Source organism: Kurthia sp. FSL E2-0154, assembly GCF_038003625.1.
GTDB lineage: Bacteria > Bacillota > Bacilli > Bacillales_A > Planococcaceae > Kurthia > Kurthia gibsonii.
This window is the reverse complement of the sequence record NZ_JBBOPO010000001.1, coordinates 1758506-1783075: the sequence shown is the minus strand read 5'-3', so window position 1 is coordinate 1783075 and position 24570 is coordinate 1758506. Positions and strand designations below refer to the sequence as shown.

Genomic DNA, 24570 nt, shown 5'->3' with positions numbered 1-24570 from the left:
GGAGGCTTTTTTTATAACTTAATTTCTTGTTATTTATAATAGTTTTTAGTAAACACCCATTATTTTTATTTGTTCTAACTCATATTCTAATAAATATTCGAGTGTTTTTCCATCAATTTGTGCTTGTTGTAAAAATTCTTTAATACTTTGAATAAAGTCTGTTAGCTCGACACAAGTATCGTCATATAAAACATCTAATAAAATAAATCCTTTTTGTTCATCCCAAGCAATAAAGAAAATTTTTCGCCCATATGAAAATTCGATTTCTTTTTTTGCTAAAAGATATTGGATAAAATTTGCTTTTGTCATTCATTCCATCTCGCATTCTGCTTTCGCTTCACTATTAAATATCCTTAAAATGGATATATTACATTATAGTTGAAAGACGAACTTTCTGCTAGATAAGGTTCCTTAAAATGAATAAAAAGACATTTTAAAAATATTTTTTTATAGACAAATGGTATATTGCTTAAATTTAAAGTCGGGCAAAACTACATTATCTATATAAAAAGAATGTATAAAATATGAATTCAACGAAATGAATACGTAAATTTCTATTTATAACATAGAAATTTGCGTATTTTTTTCATTTTTTTAACAGGAATTGAAATTGACAATGATAATCGTTATCAATAGAATGAAATGGAATTATAAAGGAGGAAACACATCATGTATATGGTTACAAATACGATTCAAGTTTTAGAAGGTTATGGAGATGCAATTTTAGAGCGTTTTAAAGTACGTCAAGGAATTGAAGAGATGCCAGGTTTTAAAGAATTAAAAGTTATGAAAAAGCTAAATATGAAAGGATATGAAGAGGTACTTGTACATACAGTTTGGGAAGATAAAAAAGCATTTGAAAATTGGTTTTCATCACGAGAATTTCACTTAGCACATCGAAAACCAGCTATGACACCAGATGGTCAAAAGATGGTTACAGGGAACTCGATTGATCATTATGAAGTGGTTGTAGAAAGCGATACATCAGAAGCTGTTGGTTATGTGGGCTAAATATATCTTTATTTTTTTATTGAGTAGTTTGTTTATGTTACCTGTGGATGCAAAGGCGCAGACGCTCGAGAATGGAACATATAAAATACCGTATGAAGTAAAAAAAAGTGGAGAATCGAGCACATCTATTGCGAATGATTACTTTCAAAAACCCGCAATCCTCATTGTATCAAACCAAAAGATGTACCTTGAAATTACTATTTTAAAAAGTCATTGGACGAAAGAAGTCACGTTTGATGGAAACAAAGAAACACTTGTAAAAACAAATAAAGAAAAAGATATGCGAACAATTCAATTTCCATTGAAACAAATAAGTGGAAAACATAAAGGAACACTCGCTGTTTATATCAATGAAAAAGTGGATGGTGAAGACTTTTTATATGACAACCGCTATGAAATTGATTTTGTATTGGATGAAAATAAGTTAGCCAAACAATCCAATCATGTAAAAGAAATTAAAATAATCGAGAAGAAACAGACGAAAGAACAGCCAATGGGTTGGTGGGTTTATGTCATTAGTGCGATGGTGTTCTTCTTGATTGTTGCGATAGTAGGAAAACAAATAAGGGGGAGAAAAGAATGAAGCCGATGAAATATTCAATTCTGTCATTAGCAGCTGCAACACTGTTAACTACATCGATGTTTTCAGTGAATACGACACCTGTAAAAGCGGCAGAAAGTAGTGTTGTAGAGCCGCAAATGCAAGTTCAGTACATGCCATTCCAAGTATATAAACATGCAGATTTACAAGAAACTTCAAGTATGGGACGTAGCATGGATTTAGTTTCAAAATTACAAGTGGAGAATGGTAAAACCTATGCATATGTCACGATTAAAAGTGCTTCTATTTGGAACTCATTTAAAACAGATGTCCATGGTGAGATGAAAGAAGTTGAAACCATCTCAACGAATGAAGTAGAAAATACACGACTTGTAAAATTCGAAGTACCTTCTACATCTCAGGCGATTCGAGCTGATATTGAGATTCAAGCAGGTCCTACGAAGATGCAACATACCACGTATCTACAATTCCAACAAGATGCAACATCTTTACGTTCTTTCCAAGTATGGAATGAGCAAAAAGATGCGATTTCTTCAGGTGTGACACGTTCAGTAGAAACACCAGCTCAAATTGTTCAAGTAGGTGATAAAACCTATGCTTATATTACCTTGAAATCAGCACAGTATTGGAAAGGGTTGAAGTCACTTGTAGGCGATGTATTAACAGAAGCGACTGTTGTGGAAGAGAATGTAGCAGCGAATACACGCGTAGTACGAATCGAGATTCCTTCGTTAGATGAAGTTGTAAAAACAGAATCGCATATCCAAGCAGGTAATTACGACGCAACCTACACAACGTATTTTGATTTTAATCATGTCATTGAAAATGGGCAATTTCAGTTTGTAAAAGATCAAGCTTTCCAAGTATGGGATGAAGCGAAAGAAAAAGCATCGACAATGGCAAATTATATGGGTACCCCAGCTCGACTTGTCAAAAAAGATGGAAAACAATATGCAGAAGTGACATTGAAATCAGCATCAATTTGGAAAGAATTCCAAACAGAAGTAGCTGGTCAACTTGTAGATGTTACAACTGTAAAAGAAGACAAAACAGCGGATACAAAAGTTGTACGTTTTGAAGTACCTTCAATTAATCAATTAATAAAAGCAAAAACGCATATTCAAATGGGCAATTACGAAGGAACTTACACGACATATTTTGATTTTAATCGCATAATCGACCCAACAGTTAAACCACCAGTTATCGTTGATCCAAATAAAGTCATCAGCACAACTAAATACAATTATGTATTAAAAAATAAGACAAAAAAAGCAACATCCAAAGCAAATGCATATATGACGAAACCAATGAAAGTTGAAAAAACACAAGCAGGTAAATATTATGCGACAGTGACTTTAAAAAATGCAGCGATGTGGAAATCTGTCAAAGCAGAAGTGAACGGTAAAAAAGTAGCTGTAAAAACAATCGCTACAAATTCGAAAAAGAAAACACGTACTGTTCGTTTCCAAGTGAAGTCACCAACAGCTACAACAAAGCTACATTTCACATTACAGACAGCTTCTAAAAAATTAGCAGGTACTTATACGACGTATCTAGATGTCACATCAAAATACGTGAAGCCAGCAACAATTGTATCTACCGCAAACTACAATTATAAAATTTTGAAGTCGAATAAGAAAAGTGTATCTGCAACAGATGCTTACGTCACAAAACCGATGACGATTACGAAGATGAGTGACGGTAAATATTATGCAAAAATGACTGTTAAAAATGCAAGCTGGTGGAAGTCGTTTAAAACAGAAGTGAATGGAAAGATGACATCTGTAAAAACAGTCTCAACGAACAAAACTAAAAATACACGTACGGTTCAATTTCCTATTGTATCACCTAAAAAGCTGGTGAAATCAACAGTTCATATTCAAGCAACAAAACCAAAATATGAAGGAACTTATACAAACTATATTCAAATTGGAAAAGTCATTCCTACGAAAAAAGTAGTTCAAGTTTCAAATAAAGCAAAAACGACGAAAAAATCATTTATAGTTTATAAAAATAAAACAAGTAAACGCTCTGTAATGGATCAATATGTTCAAAAACCTGCTACTATCCAAAAAGTCGGCAGTAAGACATACGTTAAAATGACTTTAAAAAACGCAAGTTGGTGGAAAAGCTTTAAAGTGAAACAAGGAAGTAAATATGTCTCTGCCAAAGTGGTCGCAAAAGGTAAAAATACACGTACAGTCCAATTTCCAGTTAGTAACATAAAAAAGGGAGCGTATGTAAAAGTACATGTAAAAATCCCTTCTATGAAATATAATCATCATTACACAACAAAAATTATATTTAAATAGATAGAAAAGTGAGGAGGAAGCCGCATATTTGTTGCGGTTTTCTCTTTTTATAAAGGAGGTTCTAACATGAAAAAAGTCGTCATATACGTCATAATCTGTCTATTATTTTTAGTAGGATGTGGGAAGCAAGAACAACCAACGAAAAAAGAAGGAGAACGGATTATTGCAACAACGGTTGCTCTAACAGAAACAGCTGCTAAGCTTAATTTAGATTTAGTGGGTGTACCGAATACAGAAAAGATATTGCCAAAAAAATATGCGAAAGTTCAAGCGATTGGACAAGCAAAGCAGCCCGATTTAGAAATAGTACGTAGTCTACAGCCAACACATCTTTTAAGTGTTACGAGTATTAAACCAGAGATGGAAAAAGCGTTAAAGGGGAGTGGTGTATCCGCTACTTACTATAATTATAATTCCATCCAAGGCATGCAAAAAGCGATTACAGAGCTAGGTGAACAGTTTCATCATAAAAAAGAAGCGGAGCAGTTGAATGCAGTGTATGACAAACAAATCGCTACCATTCAAAAGAAGATCAAACAGAAGAAAAAGCCGAAAGTATTAATTTTATTAGGTGTACCAGGAAGTTATCTCATTTCAACAGAAAAATCATTTTTAGGTAATTTAGTTGAATTGGCAGGGGGCGAAAATGTCATTCAAGCGACAAAATCAGATGAGGAGTTTATTGCATCAAATACAGAGACGTTATACAAAATGCAGCCAGATGTTATTTTACGTGCTTCACATGGCTTTCCAAAACAAGTCAAAACGATGTTTGATGAAGAATTCAAAACAAATACCGTATGGCGTAATTTTAAAGCAACACAAGAAGGGCGCGTCTATGACTTAGATGAAAATCTTTTTGGAATTACAGCGAATGTTAATGCCGATGAAGCCCTTCAAACATTGTACGAACTATTGTATGAGGAGAAAAAATCATGAAGAAAATCATTTGGATGTATAGCGGAATGTTAATCGTGCTCATTGTTATTTTGTATCTGTCGCTTACGTTAGGCAGTATTCCCATGACAATTAGTGACTTCGTCAAGGGGATATTTGGCCAACGTGACGGACAAATCGGTGTCATATTTGATTTACGCTTACCACGTGTACTGATTGCATTATTCGCAGGTGCTGCACTGGGGCTAGCGGGGGCACTCTTACAAGCGGCAATTAAAAATCCACTCACAGATCCGGGAATTATCGGTATTACGACGGCTGCGATGCTTGGAAATATTGTCGTTATTAATTTTCTGCCGCATCTATTCTTTTATGCACCAATTTTTGCTTTTGCAGGTGGAATTATCGCCTTCCTCATCCTATATATTGTGACGGAAAAATATCAGATGTCACCGATTTATGTATTGTTAGTTGGGATTGCATTAAATGCGATATTTACAGCCATTATTAAAGTATCAGGCGTGACTGCGATTCATTTTACGGAAAGTACAGGACTAAGTATGAAAACGTGGGATGATGCGAATGGATTAATGCTATTTAGTGGTGTTGGAATTATCATAGCACTTTTTGTAGGGGGTTGGTGTAATGTACTTGGGTTGAGCGAGAAAACGATTCGAAGTATCGGCTTCCCACTGATGCGTGTTAGATGGGTGGTTCTATTTATATCAATTTATTTAGCGAGTGTCGCAACAGCCATTGTTGGTTCAATTGCTTTTATCGGTTTATTAGTACCGCACATATCTCGCTTATTAGTAGGTTCAGATTATCGTTTTTTATTGCCATTTTCAGCACTCTTTGGCGCAGCACTTTTACTTGTAGCCGACACGATCGGTAGAACGATTATTCCGCCATATGAGATCACAGCTTCGGTTATTATGGCGTTAATCGGTGGTCCGTTCTTAATCTTATTAATTCGAAAGTTTGGTGCAATTTATGGACATTAAACAACTTACTTTTTCATATAATCAAAAAATTCCTTTTTTAGCGATTGACCAGCTAATGATTCCGAAAGGAAAGGTGACAGCGATTATCGGACCGAATGGTAGTGGGAAATCGACATTGTTACATTTATTAGCAGGACTTTTAAAACCGACAAGTGGCGCACTTTTATTAGATGAGCAGTCGCTTTATACTTATACAGCAAAAGAACGAGCGAAAAAGCTCGCTGTTGTTCATCAGCAAAATGATGTACCGATGAATTATACAGTCCGTAAATTAGTGGAGATGGGGAGATATCCACATCGTAAAGGAATGATGCGATTTACGACAGAGGATGATCGAATTGTAGATGATGCTTTACGCGTAACGGACTTAATAGACCAACAACATCAGTTTGTGCATCAACTTTCAGGAGGGCAAAGACAGCGTGTGTGGATTGCATTGGCACTCGCACAGCAAAGTGAATATATTCTTTTAGATGAACCGACAACCTACTTAGACATGCATCATCAATTTGAAATTTTACATGTAATTGAAAAAATGAATCGAATGGAAAATCGTACGATTGTCATGGTACTACATGACTTAAATCAAGCGCTTCAATTTAGTGATGAAGTTATCGTTATGCAGGGGGGGGAAGTTGTTGCAAAAGGAAACACAGAAGAAATTTTGACAGAAACTTTGATTCAGCGCATATTTCGAATACATGTAAAGAGTATTCAAGATAGCAATTGTGAAAAACATTTCATTCATTTAAAAAAGAAGGTTTAAAATAAAATTGGGAGGGGTACTACTAATTATGCGTCTTTCTTATAGAATGATGGTCCCTCAGATAGAAAGAACATATGAGTCATTCATTGTGATGCACGCACAATATTTTCATTATGAAAGGATGAAGATTCTTAGATGTCGCCTATGCAGAATTCTGAAAAAGAAATTCTTGTATCGGATTTAGAACTTTCCGTCGATTACTACTCAACGATTTTAGGGATTCAAGGAGAAGGTTCGAAGTTTGTGGATGAAAAGAAAAAATTTATAATCCATTTAAAACAAGCAACGGATGTCACTGAAATACACCCAAAGAAGTTACAACCAGAATTATACGTATGTGTAGATACAGTCGAGGAACTTTATTCAATGTATTTAACATATCGAAATAACGGTGCTCTTTTTGCATTCAATCCACGTGATACATATGAAGAGGGTATACGTTTCAAAGAGTTTGCAATTCGGGATTTAGATGGCTACGTAATTGCTTTTAAGACAACCTTATCTAAAGAAAATCAAGCAGTCCACTAGAAGCATAGTGGCTGTTTTTTTAATGCAAATACCTTTATCATAGTAAGAAAGGATGTGAAGTGATGATTTATGTTGGATTAACAGGATGGGGAGATCACCCAGCAGCATATAGTAAAACAACGAAAGCAACAGATAAACTATACGATTATAGTGGACATTTCCCGATTGTTGAAGTGGATACATCGTTTTATGCGATTCCAAATGAAAAATCAATTCAAAAATGGCTGGATGATACGCCAACCACCTTTCGCTTCATATTAAAAGCGTATCAAGGAATGACAGGGCATCTACGTGAGAATTTACCATATGAAACAAAGGGTGAGATGTTCCAAGCTTTCCGAGAGGCAGCCGGAATTTTTCAGCGGGCAGGACGTTTAGCAGCTGTTCTTGTACAGTTTCCACCATGGTTTGATTGCCAGTTTAAAAATGTACAATATATACGATACGTGAAACAACAGTTAGCCGATTTTCCAATTGCGATTGAATTTCGAAATCGTACATGGTACGACAAACCGTATCGTGAAGGAACTTTTCAATTACTCAAATCATTACAACTAATTCATACAGTATGTGATGAACCGCAAGTTGGAGAAGGCAGTGTTCCACTTGTTGCACAGGCAACATCAAATAAGGCACTCGTGAGAATTCATGGACGAAACGCACACGGATGGCGTAATCCAGGGAACAATGAACAGTGGCGAAAAGTACGTTTTTTATATCATTATAATGAAAAAGAATTACAGGAATTAAAAACTGCCATTGAGACACTTCAAAGACAAGTGCAAGATGTGTATGTCGTTTTTAATAATAATTCAGATTATGATGCTTTTCCAAATGCGAAAACACTCGTTCATATGCTAGGCCTTTCTTACGATGGACTTGCGCCAAAACAGCTCGATTTATTTGGAGGAGATGACACATGACATACGCAATTATTTTATTTTTTTCACTTTGTTCAGGGATTATTGGTGCATTAGTTGGATTGGGTGGGGGCGTTATTCTTGTACCTGCATTGCTATACTTTGGTATTTCACAAGGAATGATTCCAGAGCTCACACCACAAAAAATTGTTGGCTTATCCGTCATTATGATGATTTTTATCGGCCTATCTTCAACTTTATCGTATATAAAGTCAGGTACGGTAGATTATAGATCCGGGTTCATTTTATTCGCGGGAAGTATTCCAGGTACATTCGTAGGTGCATGGATCAGTCAACAATTAGATTTACCATCATTTAACCTTTACTTTGGTCTATTATTGATTGTACTATCGCTCATTTTAATTTTTAAAAATCGACTTAAACCGATTGAATGGTTTAAAAATCATGGTATGCAAATAACAAAAATAGATTTAGATGGTAAAAGTTATACATACGGCTATCCAATTTGGTTTGCATTCGCGTTGACATTTGTAATTGGTATGATGTCAGGTATGTTTGGGATTGGCGGGGGATCGATGATTGTGCCAATGCTTGTCATTCTTTTTTTATTCCCACCACATATTGCAGTTGCCACATCGATGTTTTTAGTATTCTTAACATCACTTGTTAATTCAGCTTCACATATTTACTTTGGGCATGTTCCATGGCATTTAGTATTAGCTGTCATACCAGGAGCTTATATTGGTGCAAAAGTTGGTGCAGCTTGGAATAAAAGATTAGGATCAGATACAGTAATTTTTATTTTAAGAATGATGCTTCTGATTCTCGGAATTCGTTCAATTGTAGTAGGATTAATATAAAGAGTAAGCTTTTCACGAATACGAAGATAAGGAAGTGAATGAGATGACAACGATTCATATTTATCATACGAATGATATTCATAGTCATCTGAAAACATGGGCAAGGACGCGCGAATATTTACAAACACAGCGTCGAATACACGAACAACAAGGAGAAGCTTGTTTTATTTTTGATTTAGGAGATTTTATTGATCGAGCGGACCTTTATACAGAAGCAACGCTTGGACGAGAGAATGTTCACTTGTTAGATGAAGCTGGCTATGATGCTGTGACAATTGGTAATAACGAAGGCATTACCTTATCCAAAGAGGCTTTAGCAGCGCTTTACGAACAGACAGAATTTGATGTGATTTTATCGAATTTAAAAGAACAAGATGATACCCAGCCTGTATGGGCATCCCCTTATAAAATCTATACAACGCACGACAAGATAAAAATTGGGGTAATTGGTGCAACAGCTCCTTTTTATGATTATTATGGTCCATTAGGTTGGAAAGTCACAAATCCTATAAAAAATTTGCAAAAAACTGCTAAAGAAATCAGTGAAAGGACCGATATTGTAATATGTCTATCTCATTTAGGTCTAAATTCTGATGAAATATTAGCTGGTAAGATTCCAAATATTGATTTAATTATTGGTTCACATACCCATCATGTATTAAAACATGGCAAGAAAGTAGAACAAGCTTTGTTAACAGGAGGTGGGAAATTTGGACAGTATATTGGTTATTCTGTTATTAAATATAGTACAGAAAACCATAAAATCGAAAAAATTGAAACAGAGTTAATCGAGACAAGTCAATTACCACATGTTGAGGGAGAGACACGTGAATTCGAAGCGCTTCATAATTGGGGAAAAGAACAATTAAGTGTAGAAGTATTTCATGCTTCTCGCTATTATAATTTAGAATGGCAACATGATAGTCATTTAGCACGGTTCTTTGCAGAGGCATTGATGGATTATGCAAAGGCAGACTGTGTATTTTTTAATGCAGGAATTTTTTTAACACCGCTTAAAAGAGGTCCTGTTACTGCATATGATTTACATCGAATGCTACCCCATCCTATTAATGCTTGTAAGATTGAGATGACGGGCGCACAATTGAAGGCGTGTTTACAAAAAATAAATGAGCAAAATGCAGAATGGTCTCGAATGGAGTTAAAAGGATTGGGCTTCAGGGGGCGCATTTTAGGTAAGATGTTAAAGTATCACTGTGAGCTAAAAAAGGATGAACTTTATGTACATGGTATAAAAAAGCAAGATGATGCGCGTATTCAAGTAGTGACACTCGATATGTTTACATTTGGTTGGTTTTTCCCAGAATTAAAGGATATGAAAAAAACATATTTACTCCCACATTTTTTACGCGATATTTTAGCGATATATGGTTACAAATATTTTGGAAAATAGGCTAATTTCCATTCTTATATTTGTCATATATGTTATATAATAAAATCAAATAAGAGACTAAACAGCAAATGGGGATTAAGAATGAGGCTAATTTCAACGAAATTGCTTAAGCCAGGTATGGTCATTGGACGCACAATTTGGAATGATTCCGGAAGACCACTTTTGCAAGATGGTGTACAGATTACGGATCATATTATTGGGCGCTTAGTACAGCTTAATATTCACTATGTGTATATTGAAGATATTATTTCAAAAGACATTGATGTCCAAGAAACTATACCATTACAAGTAAGACATAAAGCTATTCAACAAATACAAGACTCTTTTAATAGCATTAAACGTGCAACAAGAGAAAAAAACATCACGTATTGTCTAGATGAAAATTCGAAGCAATTTGTGTCGATTATTAATGATTTAATGGACTATATTTTCGAGAGTAAAGAGATTGTAACAGTATTAAGCGATGCATTCATTTATGATGAATATATTTATCAACATTCGTTACAGGTGACCATTTATTCTATCTCTATTGCACGCGAATTAGGATATAATGCAGAAGAAATTCGTCAAATCGGTATTGGCGCGATGCTCCATGATGTTGGAAAAATGCTCATTCCATTTGAGATTTTAAACAAGCCAGGTCGCTTAACGTCAGAAGAGTTCGATACAATGAAGTTGCATGCACGTTATGGTTTTGATTTATTACGTAATCTACATACGATTTCATTACTTTCAGCACACTGTGCATTCCAACACCATGAGCGTTTAGATGGTAGTGGTTATCCACGTGGATTGGTCGATTTTGAAATTCATCCCTATGCCAAAATCATAGCGGTTGCAGACGTATTCGATGCAGTGACGTCGAATCGTGTCTATCGTAATAAGATGCTCCCTTCACAAGGTATGGAAATTATTAAAGAAGGCATGGGTACATTGTATGATGAGCGTGTTGTTCGTGCTTTTGAAAAAGTCATTGCGATTTATACAAATGGTTCGGTTGTTTTGTTATCAGATGGTCGTCGAGGAATCGTGTACAAACAAATTCATGCACAACCGAATAAACCAGGTCTACGTATTTTTGAAGAAGATAATCAATTATTAAAAGCTACATATGAATATCAATTAGAAGATGATGTTGAGATTGTAAAAGTCGAATTAGATTATGTTTTAAGTGAATAATAGAAAAGAGAAAGTGCACTCGTATGCAGTTTCTCTTTTTTTTTTTTTTGTAAAGAAGATTGAAATAATTGGTTTTGAATATTGTAACAGTAACACGTTTATGGTACATTGACACAAGCAAGGGATTACTTAAAATAATGATGGGAGCTGAATATTTGTGTCATCATGTAAACCGACAAATCAAAAATTAAATAAAGAAGAACATATTCGTAAACCAGATTGGTTAAAAATCAAACTAAATACGAATGACGAGTATCGTGGATTAAAAAAATTAATGCGAGAAAAGAACCTACATACAGTTTGTGAGGAAGCACGTTGTCCGAATATTCATGAGTGTTGGGGAGAGCGTCGTACAGCAACATTTATGATTTTAGGAGACGTATGTACACGCGCTTGTCGTTTCTGCGCTGTTAAAACAGGCTTACCAAATGAATTAGACTTAGCAGAACCAGAACGTGTAGCAGATTCGGTTGTACTAATGAATCTGAAGCATGTTGTTATTACAGTTGTAGCACGTGATGATTTAAAAGATGGCGGTGCTAGTGTATTAGCTGAAACAGTGCGTGCCATTCGTCGTAAAAGTCCTCAAACATCAGTTGAAGTATTACCATCAGATATGGGTGGAATCGAGGAGAATTTACGTATTTTAATGGATGCGCGTCCAGATATTTTAAATCATAATATTGAAACGGTACGTAGCTTAACAAAACGTGTACGTGCGCGTGCAACATATGACCGCTCGTTAGAATTCTTACGTCGTGCAAAAGAAATGCAGCCAGATATTCCTACAAAGTCTTCACTTATGATAGGATTAGGAGAGACAGAAGAAGAAATTTATGAAGTGATGGATGATTTACGTGCAAATAACGTAGACATTATGACAATTGGTCAATATTTACAACCTACGAAAAAGCATTTACCAGTTAAAAAATATTACTCACCAATTGAATTTGGTAAGTTACGTAAAGTAGCGATGAGTAAAGGATTTAGCCACTGTGAAGCGGGTCCATTAGTACGTAGTAGTTACCATGCGGACGAGCAAGTAAATGCAGCAACAAAACAACGTCAAATGTCAAATCAATAATCACTCCATAAGCGGAGGACGATGAATATGATTAGTGCAGGTGGGTACTCTTATACACTTGAGACAGATTATCGTGAGGCTTTTAAACAAGAAGATTTCACCAATCGTTATAGCGATATTTTAGCAAAGTATGATTATATCGTGGGCGATTGGGGATATGGTCAATTGCGTTTAAAAGGTTTCTATAATGATCAAAATGCTAAGGCAACATTTGATACAAAAATCGGTACACTTCAAGATTACTTATATGAGTACTGTAATTTTGGTGCAGCATATTTTGTCCTCAAAAGAGGCGAAAAGCAACCAGAAGTCGTACAAGAAGTAGAACCAGAAATTGTAGAAAATGAAATAGGCGAATAAAGAAAAAGTAGCTCCTTATTAAAAAGGGCTACTTTTTTATTAGTGAACTAATTCAAATAAATATTCACGTAGTTCCTGTGCCTCTTTTTCTGAACGATTGAATACATGTTCGAGATAGCCAGGCTCATCTAAATCATCCGAACCGATGATGGCGAAACGACTATATTGCATATCCATTACGATTAATTTTCCGTAAAAACGTGTACTTTGCATGATGGCTAAATCATAGCGCTGTTCCTCGCCCATAAAGCTTACAAAGCGCGTTGATGTGTCTTCTTGGTCATCATATAAGAAAAATCTGTCCATTTTATACCTTGCCCCCTCCAGTTCCTAAAGATATGTTACTATATAAGAGAAGATTCAACAAACTTAATTCCTTGAATGGAGGAGAAGTACAAATGTATTTCATCGATAGTAAAAAAATTACGAAAAATCTAGTTTATATGGACTCTTTACTCCAAACATTTGAAACAACAACAGATTGGAAAAAAGATATAGTTCATGAATTAGCAGTAGCTCGTATTGCCAATGTGTTAATTGAAGCAGTTATTGATGTAGGGAATACATTAATTGATGGTTTTATTATGCGTGATCCGGGGAGTTATGATGATATTATTGATATCTTAGTGGATGAAAACGTTGTAACACCTGATATGGAAGCACCTTTAAAAGCATTGATTAGTCACCGTCGTGTACTTGTGCGTGATATTTTAGAAGTAGATATCGATGCTCTATTAGTTACAATGAATGAAGTATTACCAAACTTAAAACAATTTAAGCCTTCCGTAGAAAAATTTGTTGAAAGAGAGTCAGGTATTGTTGTTACTGCGTTCATTCCAGAAGGAGACTAACTATGAAAAACTATACATCGTATTGTTTTGATTTAGACGGTACTGTTTACCGAGGTTCTACAGTTATTCCGGAGGCACGTGAATTTATTCATTTCTTACGTGCGCAAGGTATTCGGCCTTTTTATGTAACGAATAATGCGAAGATGACACAACAGCAAATCTATGAAAAGCTATCGGGTATGGGGATTGAATTAGAGCGAGATCACATCATGACATCTGCCATTGCGACAGCGAAATATATTGCGAAGTACTATCCAAATGAAACCGCTTTTATTATTGGTGAAACGGGTTTGTATGAGGCGCTTGAACAAGAAGGGATTCCGATTGTAGAAGACCACGCACAACTCGTTGTACAAGGTCTTGATACGACGTTAAATTATGAGAAGATGGAACTTGCGGGGTATCAACTACAAAACGGTGCAAAGTTCATTGCAACGAATGGAGATTTGAAAATTCCGAAAGAGCGTGGTTTCGTTCCAGGGAACGGAAGCCTTGTTCGATTATTAGCGGAAGTATCAAATGTAGAGCCAATTAGTATTGGTAAGCCTGAGCCGCACATGCTAGCAGCCTTGCAAGAAACATTCCAACTAGAAAAAAGTCGCATGATTATGATTGGAGACAATTATGAGACTGACATTTTAGCAGGAATTCATTTTGGAATTGATACATGCCATGTGAATACAGGCGTATCACCAACAGAACAAGTACGTATGCAAAAGCTAAAACCAACATATTATGTACAGACATTAGAAGAGTTGAAAAACTTTTTTGAATAGATGATGTATAAGAAAGAGCCTGGGACAGAACAAAATAATATGTCTCAAATGCGAATAATCAAATCAATTGAACGAGTAGAAAACGACTCCTAAGGAAAGCGTTTTTTGAAGCGGAAAATGATATAAATAAATGATCCCGTATGATTTCTAAAATCATACGGGATCATTCTTGCTTGAAATATTTTTGTCTCAAGCTTTTTTACGTAAACTATAGTTTTTATTATTTAAAATAATGGATTTTCTTCAATGTGTTTGTAGATTTTTTTTGTCAGTTCTTCTGGAGTTTCGGCTTCGACCATCTCTCCGTCGACAAGCGCATATAAACTTTCAGAACAGCGCGTACAATAACTTAGGCAGCCATATTCGAGTACATCGATATTCGGATCATTCTCTAAAACTTCAAATGCATCTTGTGCACCATTTGCCAGGTTACTGACGCAAAATTCAACTAATGGATTCATGTTGCGTCACCTCTAAAGAGGATAGTACTATTTTTTGCGATTTTCGTCAATCAGTTGATTTTAATTGTGAAACTTCTCACAAACATATTGTGAAACTTCTCACAATCGTTTATACTCGTTAGGGATAAAGAAAATGTTACGATATTGTGAGCAGAAAAGGAGAGTTCTAATGAGAAATTTAGTCTTATTAGGTGGAGGTTACGGCAATATGCGTATTTTATTACGTCTATTACCAAATAACTTACCACAAGATGTTCAAATTACGTTAGTTGATCGCGCACCGTACCATAGTTTAAAAACGGAATTCTACGCACTTGCGGCAGGTACAACACCTGAAACACATATGCGTGTGACATTCCCAACTCATGAACGTTTATCAATTGTCTATGGTGAAGTCGTGAATATTGATCGCGATAAAAAAGCTGTGTTTTTAGAAGATGGTAAAGAAATTCCGTATGACGAATTAGTTATTGGGTTAGGTTGTGAAGACAACTTCCATAACGTACCTGGCGCTGAAGAACATTCATATAGCATTCAAACAATGGCAAAATCACGTAAAGCATACGATGCAATTTCAGCATTACCAGCAGGCGCTACAGTAGGGATTGTTGGAGCTGGACTATCGGGTATTGAATTAGCTTCAGAATTACGTGAAAGTCGTTCAGACTTAAAAATTAAACTATTTGACCGTGGTCCTCGTATTTTGAAAACTTTCCCTGAACGCTTATCAAAATACGTTAAAAAATGGTTCGATAAACATGATGTAGATGTTATTGCGAATTCTAATATTACCAAAGTCGGTAAAACAGCACTTTATAATCATGAAGATCAAATTGATATTGATTTAATCGTTTGGACTGCAGGGATTCAACCTGTGAAAGTCGTCCGTGATTTAGAGCTTGAAATGGACTGCGGACGTGTAGCTGTGAATCAATACCACCAAACACCAGTCGATACAAGTATCTATGTAGTGGGTGACTGTGCAGCTTCTCAATTTGGACCATCTGCACAACTTGCAGAGGAACAAGGTGAGCAAATTGTTACTGTACTGAAAAAAGTATGGGCAAATGAATCACTACCTGAAAAAATGCCAGACATTAAATTAAAAGGCTTCATGGGTGCGCTTGGTAAGAAACAAGGATTTGTTTACTTAGCAGATCGCACTGTAACAGGACGTATTGCACGTCTAATGAAATCTGGTTTACTATGGATGTACAAAAATCAAAATGGCTAAATTAGCCTTCTGATTGTACATAACAACATAAAAAGGATCAATCTCACAATACGGAGGTTGATCTTTTTTAATTTATTTAAAAGAGGTGGGTGATGTATCCTATAGACTCTTTATTCAATCTATTCTGGTACTTTGAAACCGTATTGCTCTAGATGTGTAAGGACTGGTTTAAGCTGAATGTAACCTTCTCCAACGACCTTATTATTAATTAATACAAGTGGATAGAAAAATTCGTCGTTTTGAACCTTCTCTGCCCATTCAGCATGGCGCTCATTCTCAATTGGTTGCTCAATATCGATGTAAGTGATATTGAAAGGTTGGTTTGGATATTTACGTCCAATCGCTGCTTTCAACCAATCATACGTATCGATGGATGACGGTGCATTCACGCAACTAGCACATTGGACGCTAGCTCCGTAGATTTCAATTTCTACATTTGTTTCTGACACTTTTAATCCCCTCACGATTTCTTTAATAGATTTTTAAGCCTATAAATATTATAATGATTTTAGAGAAAGGAGTCGATACAAATGACAGAACAAGTACAAGAAGTTTTAGATAAATTACGTCCGTTCCTTTTACGCGACGGCGGTGACTGTGAATTAGTAGACATCGAGGACGGAATTGTAAAATTACGTTTATTAGGTGCATGCGGTAGTTGCCCAAGTTCGACAATTACATTAAAAGCAGGTATTGAACGTGCATTACTAGAAGAAGTACCTGGCGTTATTGAGGTTGAACAAGTATTCTAATCAATGTATGCTTAAAAGAGCGTGTCGAATGTGACGCGCTCTTTTTTTATATGTATGGGTATTATCCAATGTCTTTTTCTTTTTTCTCACGCATCTCTTGCCAAATCTCTTTTGTCATTTGAACGATGCGTGTTTCGTTTGAGGTGCGTTGTTTTTCGAGTACACGTGAGAAGTAATATGTTGCCATATCAATATCCCCAAGTTTACGTGATAGTTCTCCAATTAAGTAGAGTATTTTTAATTCGCCCATACCAAGCCCTTGATAATCACCTTGTAAATAGCTTTCAACGTATTTATCACGCGCACTTTCCAAGAAGCGAATTTCCCAATCGGTTTTTCCTTGTTCACGGTAAAGCCAAGCCGTACGAAGAGCAAGTCCAGCAAGTAACACATTTTTTTCTTTTTTTATTTCACCGCAAATAATTGCGAGTTGATACGATTGAATAGCTTGGTTATGTGTACGTTCCCCATCAAAAGAATGCGGTTGCCAATGATTACAAATACGTGATTGAAGCGCTTCACGTGTTCCCGGTGCAAAATAAGTAGAAAAGTCCTCTGTAAATGCTAAACCACAATGTTCACAAACGAATACATTATAGTACAGAGGATTCACACCTTTATAGATAGGATGAAAATCTGAGTCTGTTGTCACAACTTTCACTGTGCTTTTGCGAATCTTTGTAGTGTTAAATTTCTTTTGACAATGAATACATGTCATTTGTTTGTCATAATAAGGAGTTATTTCCATATTAACAGTCCTCATCTCTCATATTATATGTGCGACTATTATATCATATTTTGTCGAAAAATAGCGATAAAAATGAAAAGTTTTGTTGTTTTACTCTGATGTGAAAAATTGATATGATAAAGGAAAGAAAGAAGGTGAAGCAAGTGACAAATGTCGTTCAGATAACAGAAGCAGCAGTTTTCCATATTCACGAAATGATGAAGAATAATGGAGAAGAAGCAGCATTCTTACGCGTCTCTGTAAAAGGTGGCGGTTGTAGCGGCTTAACATACGGTATGGGCTTCGATCAAGAAAAACAAGAAACAGATGTTGAGTTCGAGGAAAATGGATTAAAAGTGATTGTTTCAAAAGAAGACGCAGCTATTTTACAAGGTACAAAAATCGATTATAAACAATCTCTAATGGGTGGCGGTTTCACAATCGACAATCCAAATGCTATCGCATCATGTGGTTGCGGTACATCATTCAGAACAGCAAAAGTTGCTGGAACACCTGAAAGCTGCTAATTTTTTAAGTGGACAGTAGTGTGACATGCAAACGTATTTATAACAACTATGTGCTAGTTAGTTTTTATCACATATTTGAATATTAATGATAAAAAGCACTTTCTTCTGTATTGAAAAATAATATGGAAGGGAGCGCTTTTTTATGACCGATATTCATGGAATGAACAGCTAAATAAAGTTCATAAAATAAGTAATAGGATTAAGATTCTAATTCGCTTGAATAAATGGTAAAATTAGTTTGATATATAAAATAATTGAAGGTGTGATTTGATATGGGGCTATTTGATGGACTAATGGGAAACGCATCCGAAGCGAGTATAACTAAATTACAGGAAGAACTAAAAGAGTTATTAATATCTGGGGAAACAATAGAGAACGCATACAAAGTTATAAGAGATACATTTATCTTTACCAATAAGCGACTTATTTTAATTGATAAGCAAGGTGTTACTGGAAAGAAAACAGAGTATCATTCGATTCCATATAAAAACATCGTTCATTTTTCTGTTGAAACTGCAGGCACATTTGATTTAGATGCGGAATTAAAGATATGGGTTTCTGGAAGTGCCGTTCCAGTACAGAAAAACTTTAATAAATCGACTAATATTTATCAAGTTCAAAGCGTACTAGCGGGGTACGTTTTATAGTAACAATATATAGACGACCAACATTCTATTATGTAGGTCGTTCTTTTTTTTTGCTGACATGCGACATACTAATAAGTCCGAGATTCGTAAAGTAAGATGGCTATAGTTCGTATTGCAAATGATAATTCATCGACAATCTCACGCATGTGTTTCAAGTTTATAATCAATCGTTGAAAAACAAATATATCAGACAAAATTAGCGGAATTATTAAATTTTTAAGGTCAAATAAAAAGTTCTGCGATTTACATTGTCTAATACTTAAGTAATAGGTACAATAGTCTTATGCTAACTAGAGAAATTAGACATGGAGGATTTTGCGTGAAAATTAAAGCGAAGTTAAGGCTTGTTATGTTGGTATTAACAACAGCAGTAATCATTACAGCTGGTATGTCGATTTATCAATTGAAGTCTACAAAGCAAGCCTATGAAATTATGCAAGAACACGAAGCCTTTCAGTTATTACTAAAATCAGTTCAATATCGTTTTACGGGTATTTCAAATGATGAACGTGCTTATTTACTAACAGGTGAAGAAGCATTAACTCAACAAATTGAACAGAAGAAAGAAGATATTGCGACTTATTTAAATGAGGCGAAAAAAATGCCGCATTTAGAAAAAGATAATTTACAAGGTTTACAGACAATTGAAGAAAATATGAATCAATACTTTGAGCAGTCTAAGGATATGATGAACTTTTATCAACGAGGAGAGAAAAGACAAGCTTTAATGGTACATAGAGGGAAACAGCGCAGTATCCGTAAAGAATTAGTAGATCCAATTGTTGAAAAAATGACTGAGACAGTGAATCAAGAGATTGCAGTGTATAAAGAAAACTTAGAGAGTACACAAAAGAATCAATCCATCACATTCTATATATTAGTATTTATTTTACTTGTAATTGGACAAGTATTTGCTTATCTCATTGCTCGCTCAATTATACGTCCTATTAATAGTATGACAGACTCTTTAAAAGAGATTGCTGAAGGTGAAGGGGATTTAACAAAAGAGATTCCGGTCACAACAAAAGATGAATTAGGTGTGATGGGAAAAACATTTAATCAAATGTTGGAGCAGTTACGTTCTTTAATTCGTGAAGTTAGCTCGAGTGCTGAACAAGTAGCCGCATCTTCTGAACAATTAACAGCGAGTTCAGAAGAAACAACACGCGCGACAGAAAAAATATCTACAACTGTCCAAGAAGTGGCACATGGTTCTGAAAAACAAATTCAAAGTTTACGTGAGACAACTTCGACGGTGCAACAAGTAACTGCGATTGTAGATGACATGACTAAACATACAAATCAAGCAACTAAAACAGCTACAATTGCTTCTGAACAAGCGATAGAAGGCGCAAAAGCGATTAGTAATATGACGACTCAAATGGATGAAATCAATCAGACGGTAAGTAATTTATCAGAAGATGTAACACACTTAGGTGAACGTTCGAGTGAAATTCGTCAAATTGTGGATACCATTACGGCCATTGCAGAACAGACGAATCTACTTGCCCTCAATGCTGCAATTGAAGCAGCTCGAGCAGGAGAACATGGGCGGGGTTTTACGATTGTTTCAGAGGAAGTAAGAAAGTTAGCAGAACAATCGGCAGAATCTGCAAAGCAAATTTCAGATTTAATTGCGACTATCCAACAAGAGACCGCTCAAACAGTTCATTCGATGAATGCAACTACGAATAAAGTAACAGCTGGAATAGGACTTGTAAAAGTAGCAGGTACATCATTTGAGTCGATTCAACAATCGATTGCAGAAACTGCTACAAAAATGCAAGAGGTAACAAAGTCATTCAATGTAATGAATATGAGTACGGAACAAATGGCACGACAAGCATCTATTCTAGAACAAATTACAGAACAAACAGATCAAGGGGCGCAAGAGATGGCTTCTGCTACAGAAGAACAATTAGCAGCAATGGAAGAAATTGCTGCATCTTCTACATCATTATCTGATATGGCAGAAAACCTCCAAACTTTGGTTAGAAAGTTTAAAGTATAAATAAAATCGAGAATTCGGAATGGACCGAGTTCTCGATTTTTTTAATGTATTAAACATGGTATGAGCGCTTTAAAATATTAAAGCAGTCCATAAACCATGAAGGTGTTTCATCTAATTGTTCTGTTTGATGGTATTCATCATAAAAAATAATACGACTCGGATTTTCTGCCTCTTTCGGCATGAAAATTTCACCGTAGTTTGAGGCTTGTAGTGGATTTTCTGCTAATTGAAAGTGATAATAATGACATTCCTCACTTGCTTGTAAAAGATGATGGCCGAGTTTGAAAAAAGTTAAATCGAGTTGTTTCATATAAAAACCTCCTTTTTCTTTTTACATAAAATATCTCCTTCATGATAAAAAACAAACGTCAGATTGCAAAAGTGAGAGAAAAAGGTATGAACCGAACGAATTTAAAGGAATGGTAGAGGAAAATGATTGTTCGAGAGAGGTGATACGAATGGATCCGAATGAACGTACACGAGTATGGCTTGGTGTAGCAGGACTTGTTGTGAATGAATCAGGTGAATGGCTAGTGGTTATGAAAAGATATGGTGGGTTAGATGGCAAATGGTCATTACCAGCAGGCTTTGTACAACCAGGTGAAACAGTTGATGAGGCTTGTCTGCGTGAACTAGAGGAAGAAACGAATGTAAAACCAGCATTACAAGGATTTTTAGGATTTCGTACAGGCGTATTAAAATATGATATTAGCGACAATTTAGCAGTTTTCTTATTAACAGCACATTCAGCGCAACAACAGATTATACCTCAATTAGATGAACTATATGAAGCTTGCTGGATGTCACCAGAAAAATTGAGAGAAGATCAGCGAACTTCTTTGATGATTTTGGAATTATTAGAGTTAGATTTAATGGCTAAACCATTACGATTAGGTGAACTTGAGAAAGATAATATTTTTGGCTATACTGCTTATAAATTATATTTTTAATGCTTATGTTTCGTATTTCGAATGAATGATTGGCTTTCTATATAAAAATATTGAATAATAAAAGAGAGAGAAAAAATGAATGGGGGAATGGTGCTGTATGCAATTTACACAACAGACATTAGAGAATGTAACAGCGGATTTACTTATTGTAGGAGTATCTGAGCATCAAACAAACTTAAGTGAATGGAATACATTTACAGAGGTGTTTGGTGAACAAACAAATATGTGGCTTAAATCAGATGATATTGCAGTTGGTTTAAAAAAGAGAACAAAACTACCGACAACACTTACACGTGTACCACGTATTTTATATGTTGGTCTAGGGAATCGTAAACATTTAACACCTGAAGAACTAAGACAAGCTTTTGGGTTAGTAGGGAAAGAAATTCAACAACTTTGTCTATCAAATTTTGCAATCTGGATAGATTCATTCGTAACGGATGATATCGCGATAGAAGATGTTGCATCAATTGCGATGGAAGGTATTGTGATGGGGCATTATAAAATGGACCATTATCGCACCTCTGAAAATATCCCTGCAATTTATTTAGAAGACGTGAAGTTTATTTCGCATGTAGAAGATGTCATCATACGCGCAGCGTTAGAAGTGGGTGAAATCTATGGTCAAGCTGTAAATGAAGCGAGGCGTCTAGTGAATTTACCAGGTAATATTCTCACTGCACCGCTATTAGCAGATTATGCAAAAGGTATTGCGGCTACATATGATTTTGAAATAGAAATATTAACAAAAACTGAATTAGAAGAATTAGGAATGGGTGCAATTTTAGCAGTTAATAAAGGATCACAAGAGGAACCGCGTCTCATTACGATGAAATATCAACCACGAGAAGAATGGACGAATGTAACAGCCTTTGTAGGTAAAGGGGTAACATTTGATACGGGTGGTTACTCATTAAAAACGAAGACTGGCATTGTTGGTATGAAGGGGGACATGGGAGGAGCAGCAGCAGTTCTCGGTGCGATGCGTATTATCGGTGAATTACGACCAAACCATAATGTTATGGCAATTATTGGCGCAACAGATAATATGATTTCTGGGAGTGCATTCAAGCCAGATGATGTCATTACAACGTATAGTGGCAAAACGGTTGAAATTTTAAATACAGATGCGGAAGGTCGTCTTGTTTTAGCAGATGCAGTAGCTTATGCGAAACAACAGGGAGCTTCTTCAATCATTGATTTAGCTACATTAACAGGTGGTGTGATTACAGCGCTTGGTTATGATAAAACAGGTGCATTAACAAATGATGAAGCATTTTATCAAGAATTTTTAGCAGCAACTGAAGAAACCAATGAGTTTACATGGTTGATGCCACTGACAAAGAATGATTTACAGCGCGTACGTAAGTCAGATATAGCGGATTTAAATAACTCACCAGGTGGCGATGGTCATATGCTTTTTGGTGGTGGATTTATCCGTGAGTTTGTTGGAGATACACCGTGGATTCATTTAGACATTGCAGGTACATCAGACGCGAATGCAGCGCATGATTTAGGACCAAAAGGCGGTACAGGTGTCATGGTACGTTCGCTTGCAACTTATATTATGCGTCAAACTGAACAAGAAATTGACATATAATAAATATCTATAGTAAAAGAGACCAAAACGAACTCTCGAGTCGTTTTGGTCTCTTTATTATTTTTTAGTCATTTGTTCTTCTTCTGCTTTTTTACGGAGATACTCTGCTTTTAAATCATCTTTTACTGTACCTTTCCATGGTTTAACACCTGAAAAGTAAGCAGCACGTGCCATTAAGTGCCCACCCACAGGACCTGTAACGAACAAAAATAAAATTCCCAGTAGAATTCTTGGATTATAAACGCCCTCTACAGACCAGAAATGAATGAAAGTACCAATCAAGATGAACATAACACCTAGTGTGGCACTCTTAGAAGCAGCATGAGCACGTGTATAGGCGTCTGGGAAGCGAAGTAGACCAATAGCTGTCACAATGATAAAAAACGTTCCTAGCGCCAGTGAAATAACAATTAAGGTATTAATTAGAATTGTCACGTTCGATAATATCTCCCTTCTCTAAGAATTTAGAAAAGGCTGTCGTGCCAATGAAAGAAAGAATCGCTAATAGTAAGGCAATTTCCACATAAAAACTTGTTTTCACATAGATAGAAAATAGGCCGACTAAAGCGATAATACAAACACCAATTGCATCAAGCGCAATAATACGATCAGGTGCAGTAGGTCCTTTCACTAAGCGGTAAATAATAGGAATCATCGTAAGTGAGATCAGAACGATGAGAATAAGTATGAAGTAATCCATCATGAGCGACTCACCTCCAAGATAGCTTTTTCAAATGATTGTTTAATTGATTCGATTGTGTCATCGACATCATCAATATCAATCGCATGAATATAAAGTGTTTTTGAATCGTCTGATACATGTACAACAATCGTACCAGGCGTTAATGTAATCAAGCTTGATAATAATGTAATTTCCCACTCTTTTTCTAAAATAGTCGGATAAGCGAAGAAAGCAGGCTCCATGTCCATTTTAGGTGCGAGTGCAATTTTTACAACTGCAATATTGGCTAACCACAATTCTTTTAGAAATAAGAATGCAAGGCGAATTGCAGACCAAAGTCGGTCGATGTAAAAACGAGAAGGGAACATATTACGCATAATGAAGAGCATAATAATCCCGAGTAAATAACCAATAACAAAGCCTTGGGGTGTGAAGTTAATGGATAAAAACATCCAAATGAATGCAAGGAAAAAATTCAATAGTACTTGAATTGCCAT

The 24570-nt window shown here is 35.7% G+C and carries 31 protein-coding genes; 22 read left to right on the top strand and 9 right to left on the bottom strand.

Annotated elements, in window-relative coordinates; translation table 11 throughout:
• Positions 1-45 precede the first annotated feature (45 nt).
• The gene (locus MHB75_RS08825; protein ID WP_340997153.1) at positions 46-309 is read right to left on the bottom strand and encodes a hypothetical protein; all 264 of its coding nucleotides are present in this window, start codon (positions 307-309) and stop codon (positions 46-48) included.
• Between the two features lie 360 nt (positions 310-669).
• On the opposite strand from MHB75_RS08825, the gene MHB75_RS08820 reads away from it, so the two are divergent.
• From MHB75_RS08820 to MHB75_RS08760, 13 genes are all read left to right on the top strand, one after another.
• The gene (locus MHB75_RS08820; protein ID WP_141273137.1) at positions 670-1011 is read left to right on the top strand and encodes an antibiotic biosynthesis monooxygenase; all 342 of its coding nucleotides are present in this window, start codon (positions 670-672) and stop codon (positions 1009-1011) included.
• Positions 1001-1594, top strand: a complete 594-nt coding sequence (locus MHB75_RS08815; RefSeq protein WP_340997151.1) for an NEAT domain-containing protein — start codon at positions 1001-1003, stop codon at positions 1592-1594. The genes MHB75_RS08820 and MHB75_RS08815 overlap by 11 nt, the downstream gene beginning before the upstream one ends.
• Positions 1591-3885: an NEAT domain-containing protein gene (locus tag MHB75_RS08810; protein ID WP_340997149.1), complete on the top strand. Its 2295-nt coding sequence runs from the start codon at positions 1591-1593 to the stop codon at positions 3883-3885. The genes MHB75_RS08815 and MHB75_RS08810 overlap by 4 nt, the downstream gene beginning before the upstream one ends.
• 66 nt (positions 3886-3951) lie before the next feature.
• Positions 3952-4824 carry a heme ABC transporter substrate-binding protein IsdE gene (isdE, locus tag MHB75_RS08805; protein ID WP_340997147.1) on the top strand — a complete coding sequence of 291 codons (873 nt, stop codon included), beginning with the start codon at positions 3952-3954 and terminating at the stop codon, positions 4822-4824.
• Complete coding sequence (locus MHB75_RS08800; RefSeq protein WP_340997146.1) at positions 4821-5786, top strand: FecCD family ABC transporter permease; 966 nt, start codon at positions 4821-4823, stop codon at positions 5784-5786. The genes isdE and MHB75_RS08800 overlap by 4 nt, the downstream gene beginning before the upstream one ends.
• Complete coding sequence (locus tag MHB75_RS08795; RefSeq protein WP_141273126.1) at positions 5776-6552, top strand: ABC transporter ATP-binding protein; 777 nt, start codon at positions 5776-5778, stop codon at positions 6550-6552. The genes MHB75_RS08800 and MHB75_RS08795 overlap by 11 nt, the downstream gene beginning before the upstream one ends.
• Positions 6553-6687: 135 nt before the next feature.
• Positions 6688-7080, top strand: a complete 393-nt coding sequence (locus MHB75_RS08790) for a VOC family protein (protein ID WP_141273124.1) — start codon at positions 6688-6690, stop codon at positions 7078-7080.
• A 62-nt stretch (positions 7081-7142) separates the two neighbouring features.
• The gene (locus MHB75_RS08785; RefSeq protein WP_141273122.1) at positions 7143-8003 is read left to right on the top strand and encodes a DUF72 domain-containing protein; all 861 of its coding nucleotides are present in this window, start codon (positions 7143-7145) and stop codon (positions 8001-8003) included.
• Positions 8000-8821 (top strand): sulfite exporter TauE/SafE family protein, encoded by an 822-nt coding sequence (locus MHB75_RS08780; protein ID WP_141273120.1) that lies wholly within the window; start codon positions 8000-8002, stop codon positions 8819-8821. The genes MHB75_RS08785 and MHB75_RS08780 overlap by 4 nt, the downstream gene beginning before the upstream one ends.
• A 43-nt stretch (positions 8822-8864) precedes the next feature.
• Entirely contained in the window at positions 8865-10232 is a 1368-nt protein-coding gene (locus MHB75_RS08775) for a bifunctional metallophosphatase/5'-nucleotidase (RefSeq protein WP_141273118.1), read from the top strand.
• Between the two features lie 81 nt (positions 10233-10313).
• Positions 10314-11411: an HD-GYP domain-containing protein gene (locus MHB75_RS08770; protein WP_340997139.1), complete on the top strand. Its 1098-nt coding sequence runs from the start codon at positions 10314-10316 to the stop codon at positions 11409-11411.
• Positions 11412-11568: 157 nt separating this feature from the next.
• Positions 11569-12495, top strand: a complete 927-nt coding sequence (lipA, locus tag MHB75_RS08765; RefSeq protein WP_141274615.1) for a lipoyl synthase — start codon at positions 11569-11571, stop codon at positions 12493-12495.
• A gap of 27 nt (positions 12496-12522) precedes the next feature.
• Positions 12523-12855: a YutD family protein gene (locus tag MHB75_RS08760; RefSeq protein ID WP_340997137.1), complete on the top strand. Its 333-nt coding sequence runs from the start codon at positions 12523-12525 to the stop codon at positions 12853-12855.
• Between the two features lie 39 nt (positions 12856-12894).
• Here the strand turns inward: MHB75_RS08760 and MHB75_RS08755 are convergent, their stop codons facing one another.
• Positions 12895-13161 (bottom strand): DUF3055 domain-containing protein, encoded by a 267-nt coding sequence (locus MHB75_RS08755; protein WP_141274613.1) that lies wholly within the window; start codon positions 13159-13161, stop codon positions 12895-12897.
• 92 nt (positions 13162-13253) lie between these two features.
• On the opposite strand from MHB75_RS08755, the gene MHB75_RS08750 reads away from it, so the two are divergent.
• Both MHB75_RS08750 and MHB75_RS08745 read left to right on the top strand, forming a co-directional pair.
• Positions 13254-13706 (top strand): DUF86 domain-containing protein, encoded by a 453-nt coding sequence (locus MHB75_RS08750; protein WP_340997134.1) that lies wholly within the window; start codon positions 13254-13256, stop codon positions 13704-13706.
• A 2-nt stretch (positions 13707-13708) separates the two neighbouring features.
• Positions 13709-14482, top strand: coding sequence for a TIGR01457 family HAD-type hydrolase (locus MHB75_RS08745; protein ID WP_087680037.1), 774 nt, complete (start codon positions 13709-13711; stop codon positions 14480-14482).
• A gap of 224 nt (positions 14483-14706) precedes the next feature.
• Here the strand turns inward: MHB75_RS08745 and MHB75_RS08740 are convergent, their stop codons facing one another.
• The gene (locus MHB75_RS08740) at positions 14707-14943 is read right to left on the bottom strand and encodes a YuzB family protein (protein ID WP_068451502.1); all 237 of its coding nucleotides are present in this window, start codon (positions 14941-14943) and stop codon (positions 14707-14709) included.
• A gap of 169 nt (positions 14944-15112) precedes the next feature.
• On the opposite strand from MHB75_RS08740, the gene MHB75_RS08735 reads away from it, so the two are divergent.
• Positions 15113-16177, top strand: coding sequence for an NAD(P)/FAD-dependent oxidoreductase (locus tag MHB75_RS08735; RefSeq protein WP_340997132.1), 1065 nt, complete (start codon positions 15113-15115; stop codon positions 16175-16177).
• A gap of 119 nt (positions 16178-16296) precedes the next feature.
• On the opposite strand, the gene MHB75_RS08730 is transcribed toward MHB75_RS08735, so the two are convergent.
• Positions 16297-16626: a YuzD family protein gene (locus tag MHB75_RS08730; RefSeq protein WP_141274609.1), complete on the bottom strand. Its 330-nt coding sequence runs from the start codon at positions 16624-16626 to the stop codon at positions 16297-16299.
• A gap of 81 nt (positions 16627-16707) precedes the next feature.
• Here MHB75_RS08730 and MHB75_RS08725 point away from each other — a divergent pair, with 81 nt between their 5' ends.
• On the top strand, positions 16708-16929 hold the full coding sequence (locus MHB75_RS08725; protein ID WP_068451510.1) for a NifU family protein: 222 nt from the start codon (positions 16708-16710) through the stop codon (positions 16927-16929).
• Between the two features lie 61 nt (positions 16930-16990).
• On the opposite strand, the gene MHB75_RS08720 is transcribed toward MHB75_RS08725, so the two are convergent.
• A complete protein-coding gene (locus tag MHB75_RS08720; protein WP_340997130.1) occupies positions 16991-17677 on the bottom strand; it encodes a DUF2225 domain-containing protein in 687 nt (228 codons plus the stop codon).
• A 143-nt stretch (positions 17678-17820) separates the two neighbouring features.
• Here MHB75_RS08720 and MHB75_RS08715 point away from each other — a divergent pair, with 143 nt between their 5' ends.
• The 3 genes from MHB75_RS08715 (at position 17821) to MHB75_RS08705 (ending at position 20841) form a co-directional block, all read left to right on the top strand.
• Entirely contained in the window at positions 17821-18183 is a 363-nt protein-coding gene (locus MHB75_RS08715; RefSeq protein ID WP_141274608.1) for a HesB/IscA family protein, read from the top strand.
• Positions 18184-18455: 272 nt separating this feature from the next.
• Positions 18456-18830, top strand: a complete 375-nt coding sequence (locus MHB75_RS08710; protein ID WP_340997127.1) for a PH domain-containing protein — start codon at positions 18456-18458, stop codon at positions 18828-18830.
• A 319-nt stretch (positions 18831-19149) separates the two neighbouring features.
• Positions 19150-20841: a methyl-accepting chemotaxis protein gene (locus tag MHB75_RS08705; protein ID WP_340997125.1), complete on the top strand. Its 1692-nt coding sequence runs from the start codon at positions 19150-19152 to the stop codon at positions 20839-20841.
• 49 nt (positions 20842-20890) lie between these two features.
• Here MHB75_RS08705 and MHB75_RS08700 read toward each other — a convergent pair whose 3' ends face one another.
• Positions 20891-21151 carry a hypothetical protein gene (locus MHB75_RS08700; RefSeq protein WP_141274605.1) on the bottom strand — a complete coding sequence of 87 codons (261 nt, stop codon included), beginning with the start codon at positions 21149-21151 and terminating at the stop codon, positions 20891-20893.
• Positions 21152-21299: 148 nt separating this feature from the next.
• On the opposite strand from MHB75_RS08700, the gene MHB75_RS08695 reads away from it, so the two are divergent.
• Together MHB75_RS08695 and MHB75_RS08690 are read left to right on the top strand one after the other, a co-directional pair.
• Complete coding sequence (locus MHB75_RS08695) at positions 21300-21791, top strand: NUDIX domain-containing protein (protein ID WP_141274604.1); 492 nt, start codon at positions 21300-21302, stop codon at positions 21789-21791.
• Positions 21792-21888: 97 nt separating this feature from the next.
• Complete coding sequence (locus MHB75_RS08690) at positions 21889-23391, top strand: leucyl aminopeptidase (protein ID WP_340997122.1); 1503 nt, start codon at positions 21889-21891, stop codon at positions 23389-23391.
• A gap of 57 nt (positions 23392-23448) precedes the next feature.
• Here the strand turns inward: MHB75_RS08690 and mnhG are convergent, their stop codons facing one another.
• The 3 genes from mnhG to MHB75_RS08675 are packed head-to-tail and all read right to left on the bottom strand — an operon-like array spanning position 23449 to position 24570.
• Positions 23449-23826 carry a monovalent cation/H(+) antiporter subunit G gene (mnhG, locus tag MHB75_RS08685; protein WP_340997121.1) on the bottom strand — a complete coding sequence of 126 codons (378 nt, stop codon included), beginning with the start codon at positions 23824-23826 and terminating at the stop codon, positions 23449-23451.
• Positions 23810-24091 carry a Na(+)/H(+) antiporter subunit F1 gene (locus MHB75_RS08680; RefSeq protein ID WP_068457250.1) on the bottom strand — a complete coding sequence of 94 codons (282 nt, stop codon included), beginning with the start codon at positions 24089-24091 and terminating at the stop codon, positions 23810-23812. The genes mnhG and MHB75_RS08680 overlap by 17 nt, the downstream gene beginning before the upstream one ends.
• Positions 24091-24570: a Na+/H+ antiporter subunit E gene (locus MHB75_RS08675; RefSeq protein WP_068451536.1), complete on the bottom strand. Its 480-nt coding sequence runs from the start codon at positions 24568-24570 to the stop codon at positions 24091-24093. The genes MHB75_RS08680 and MHB75_RS08675 overlap by 1 nt, the downstream gene beginning before the upstream one ends.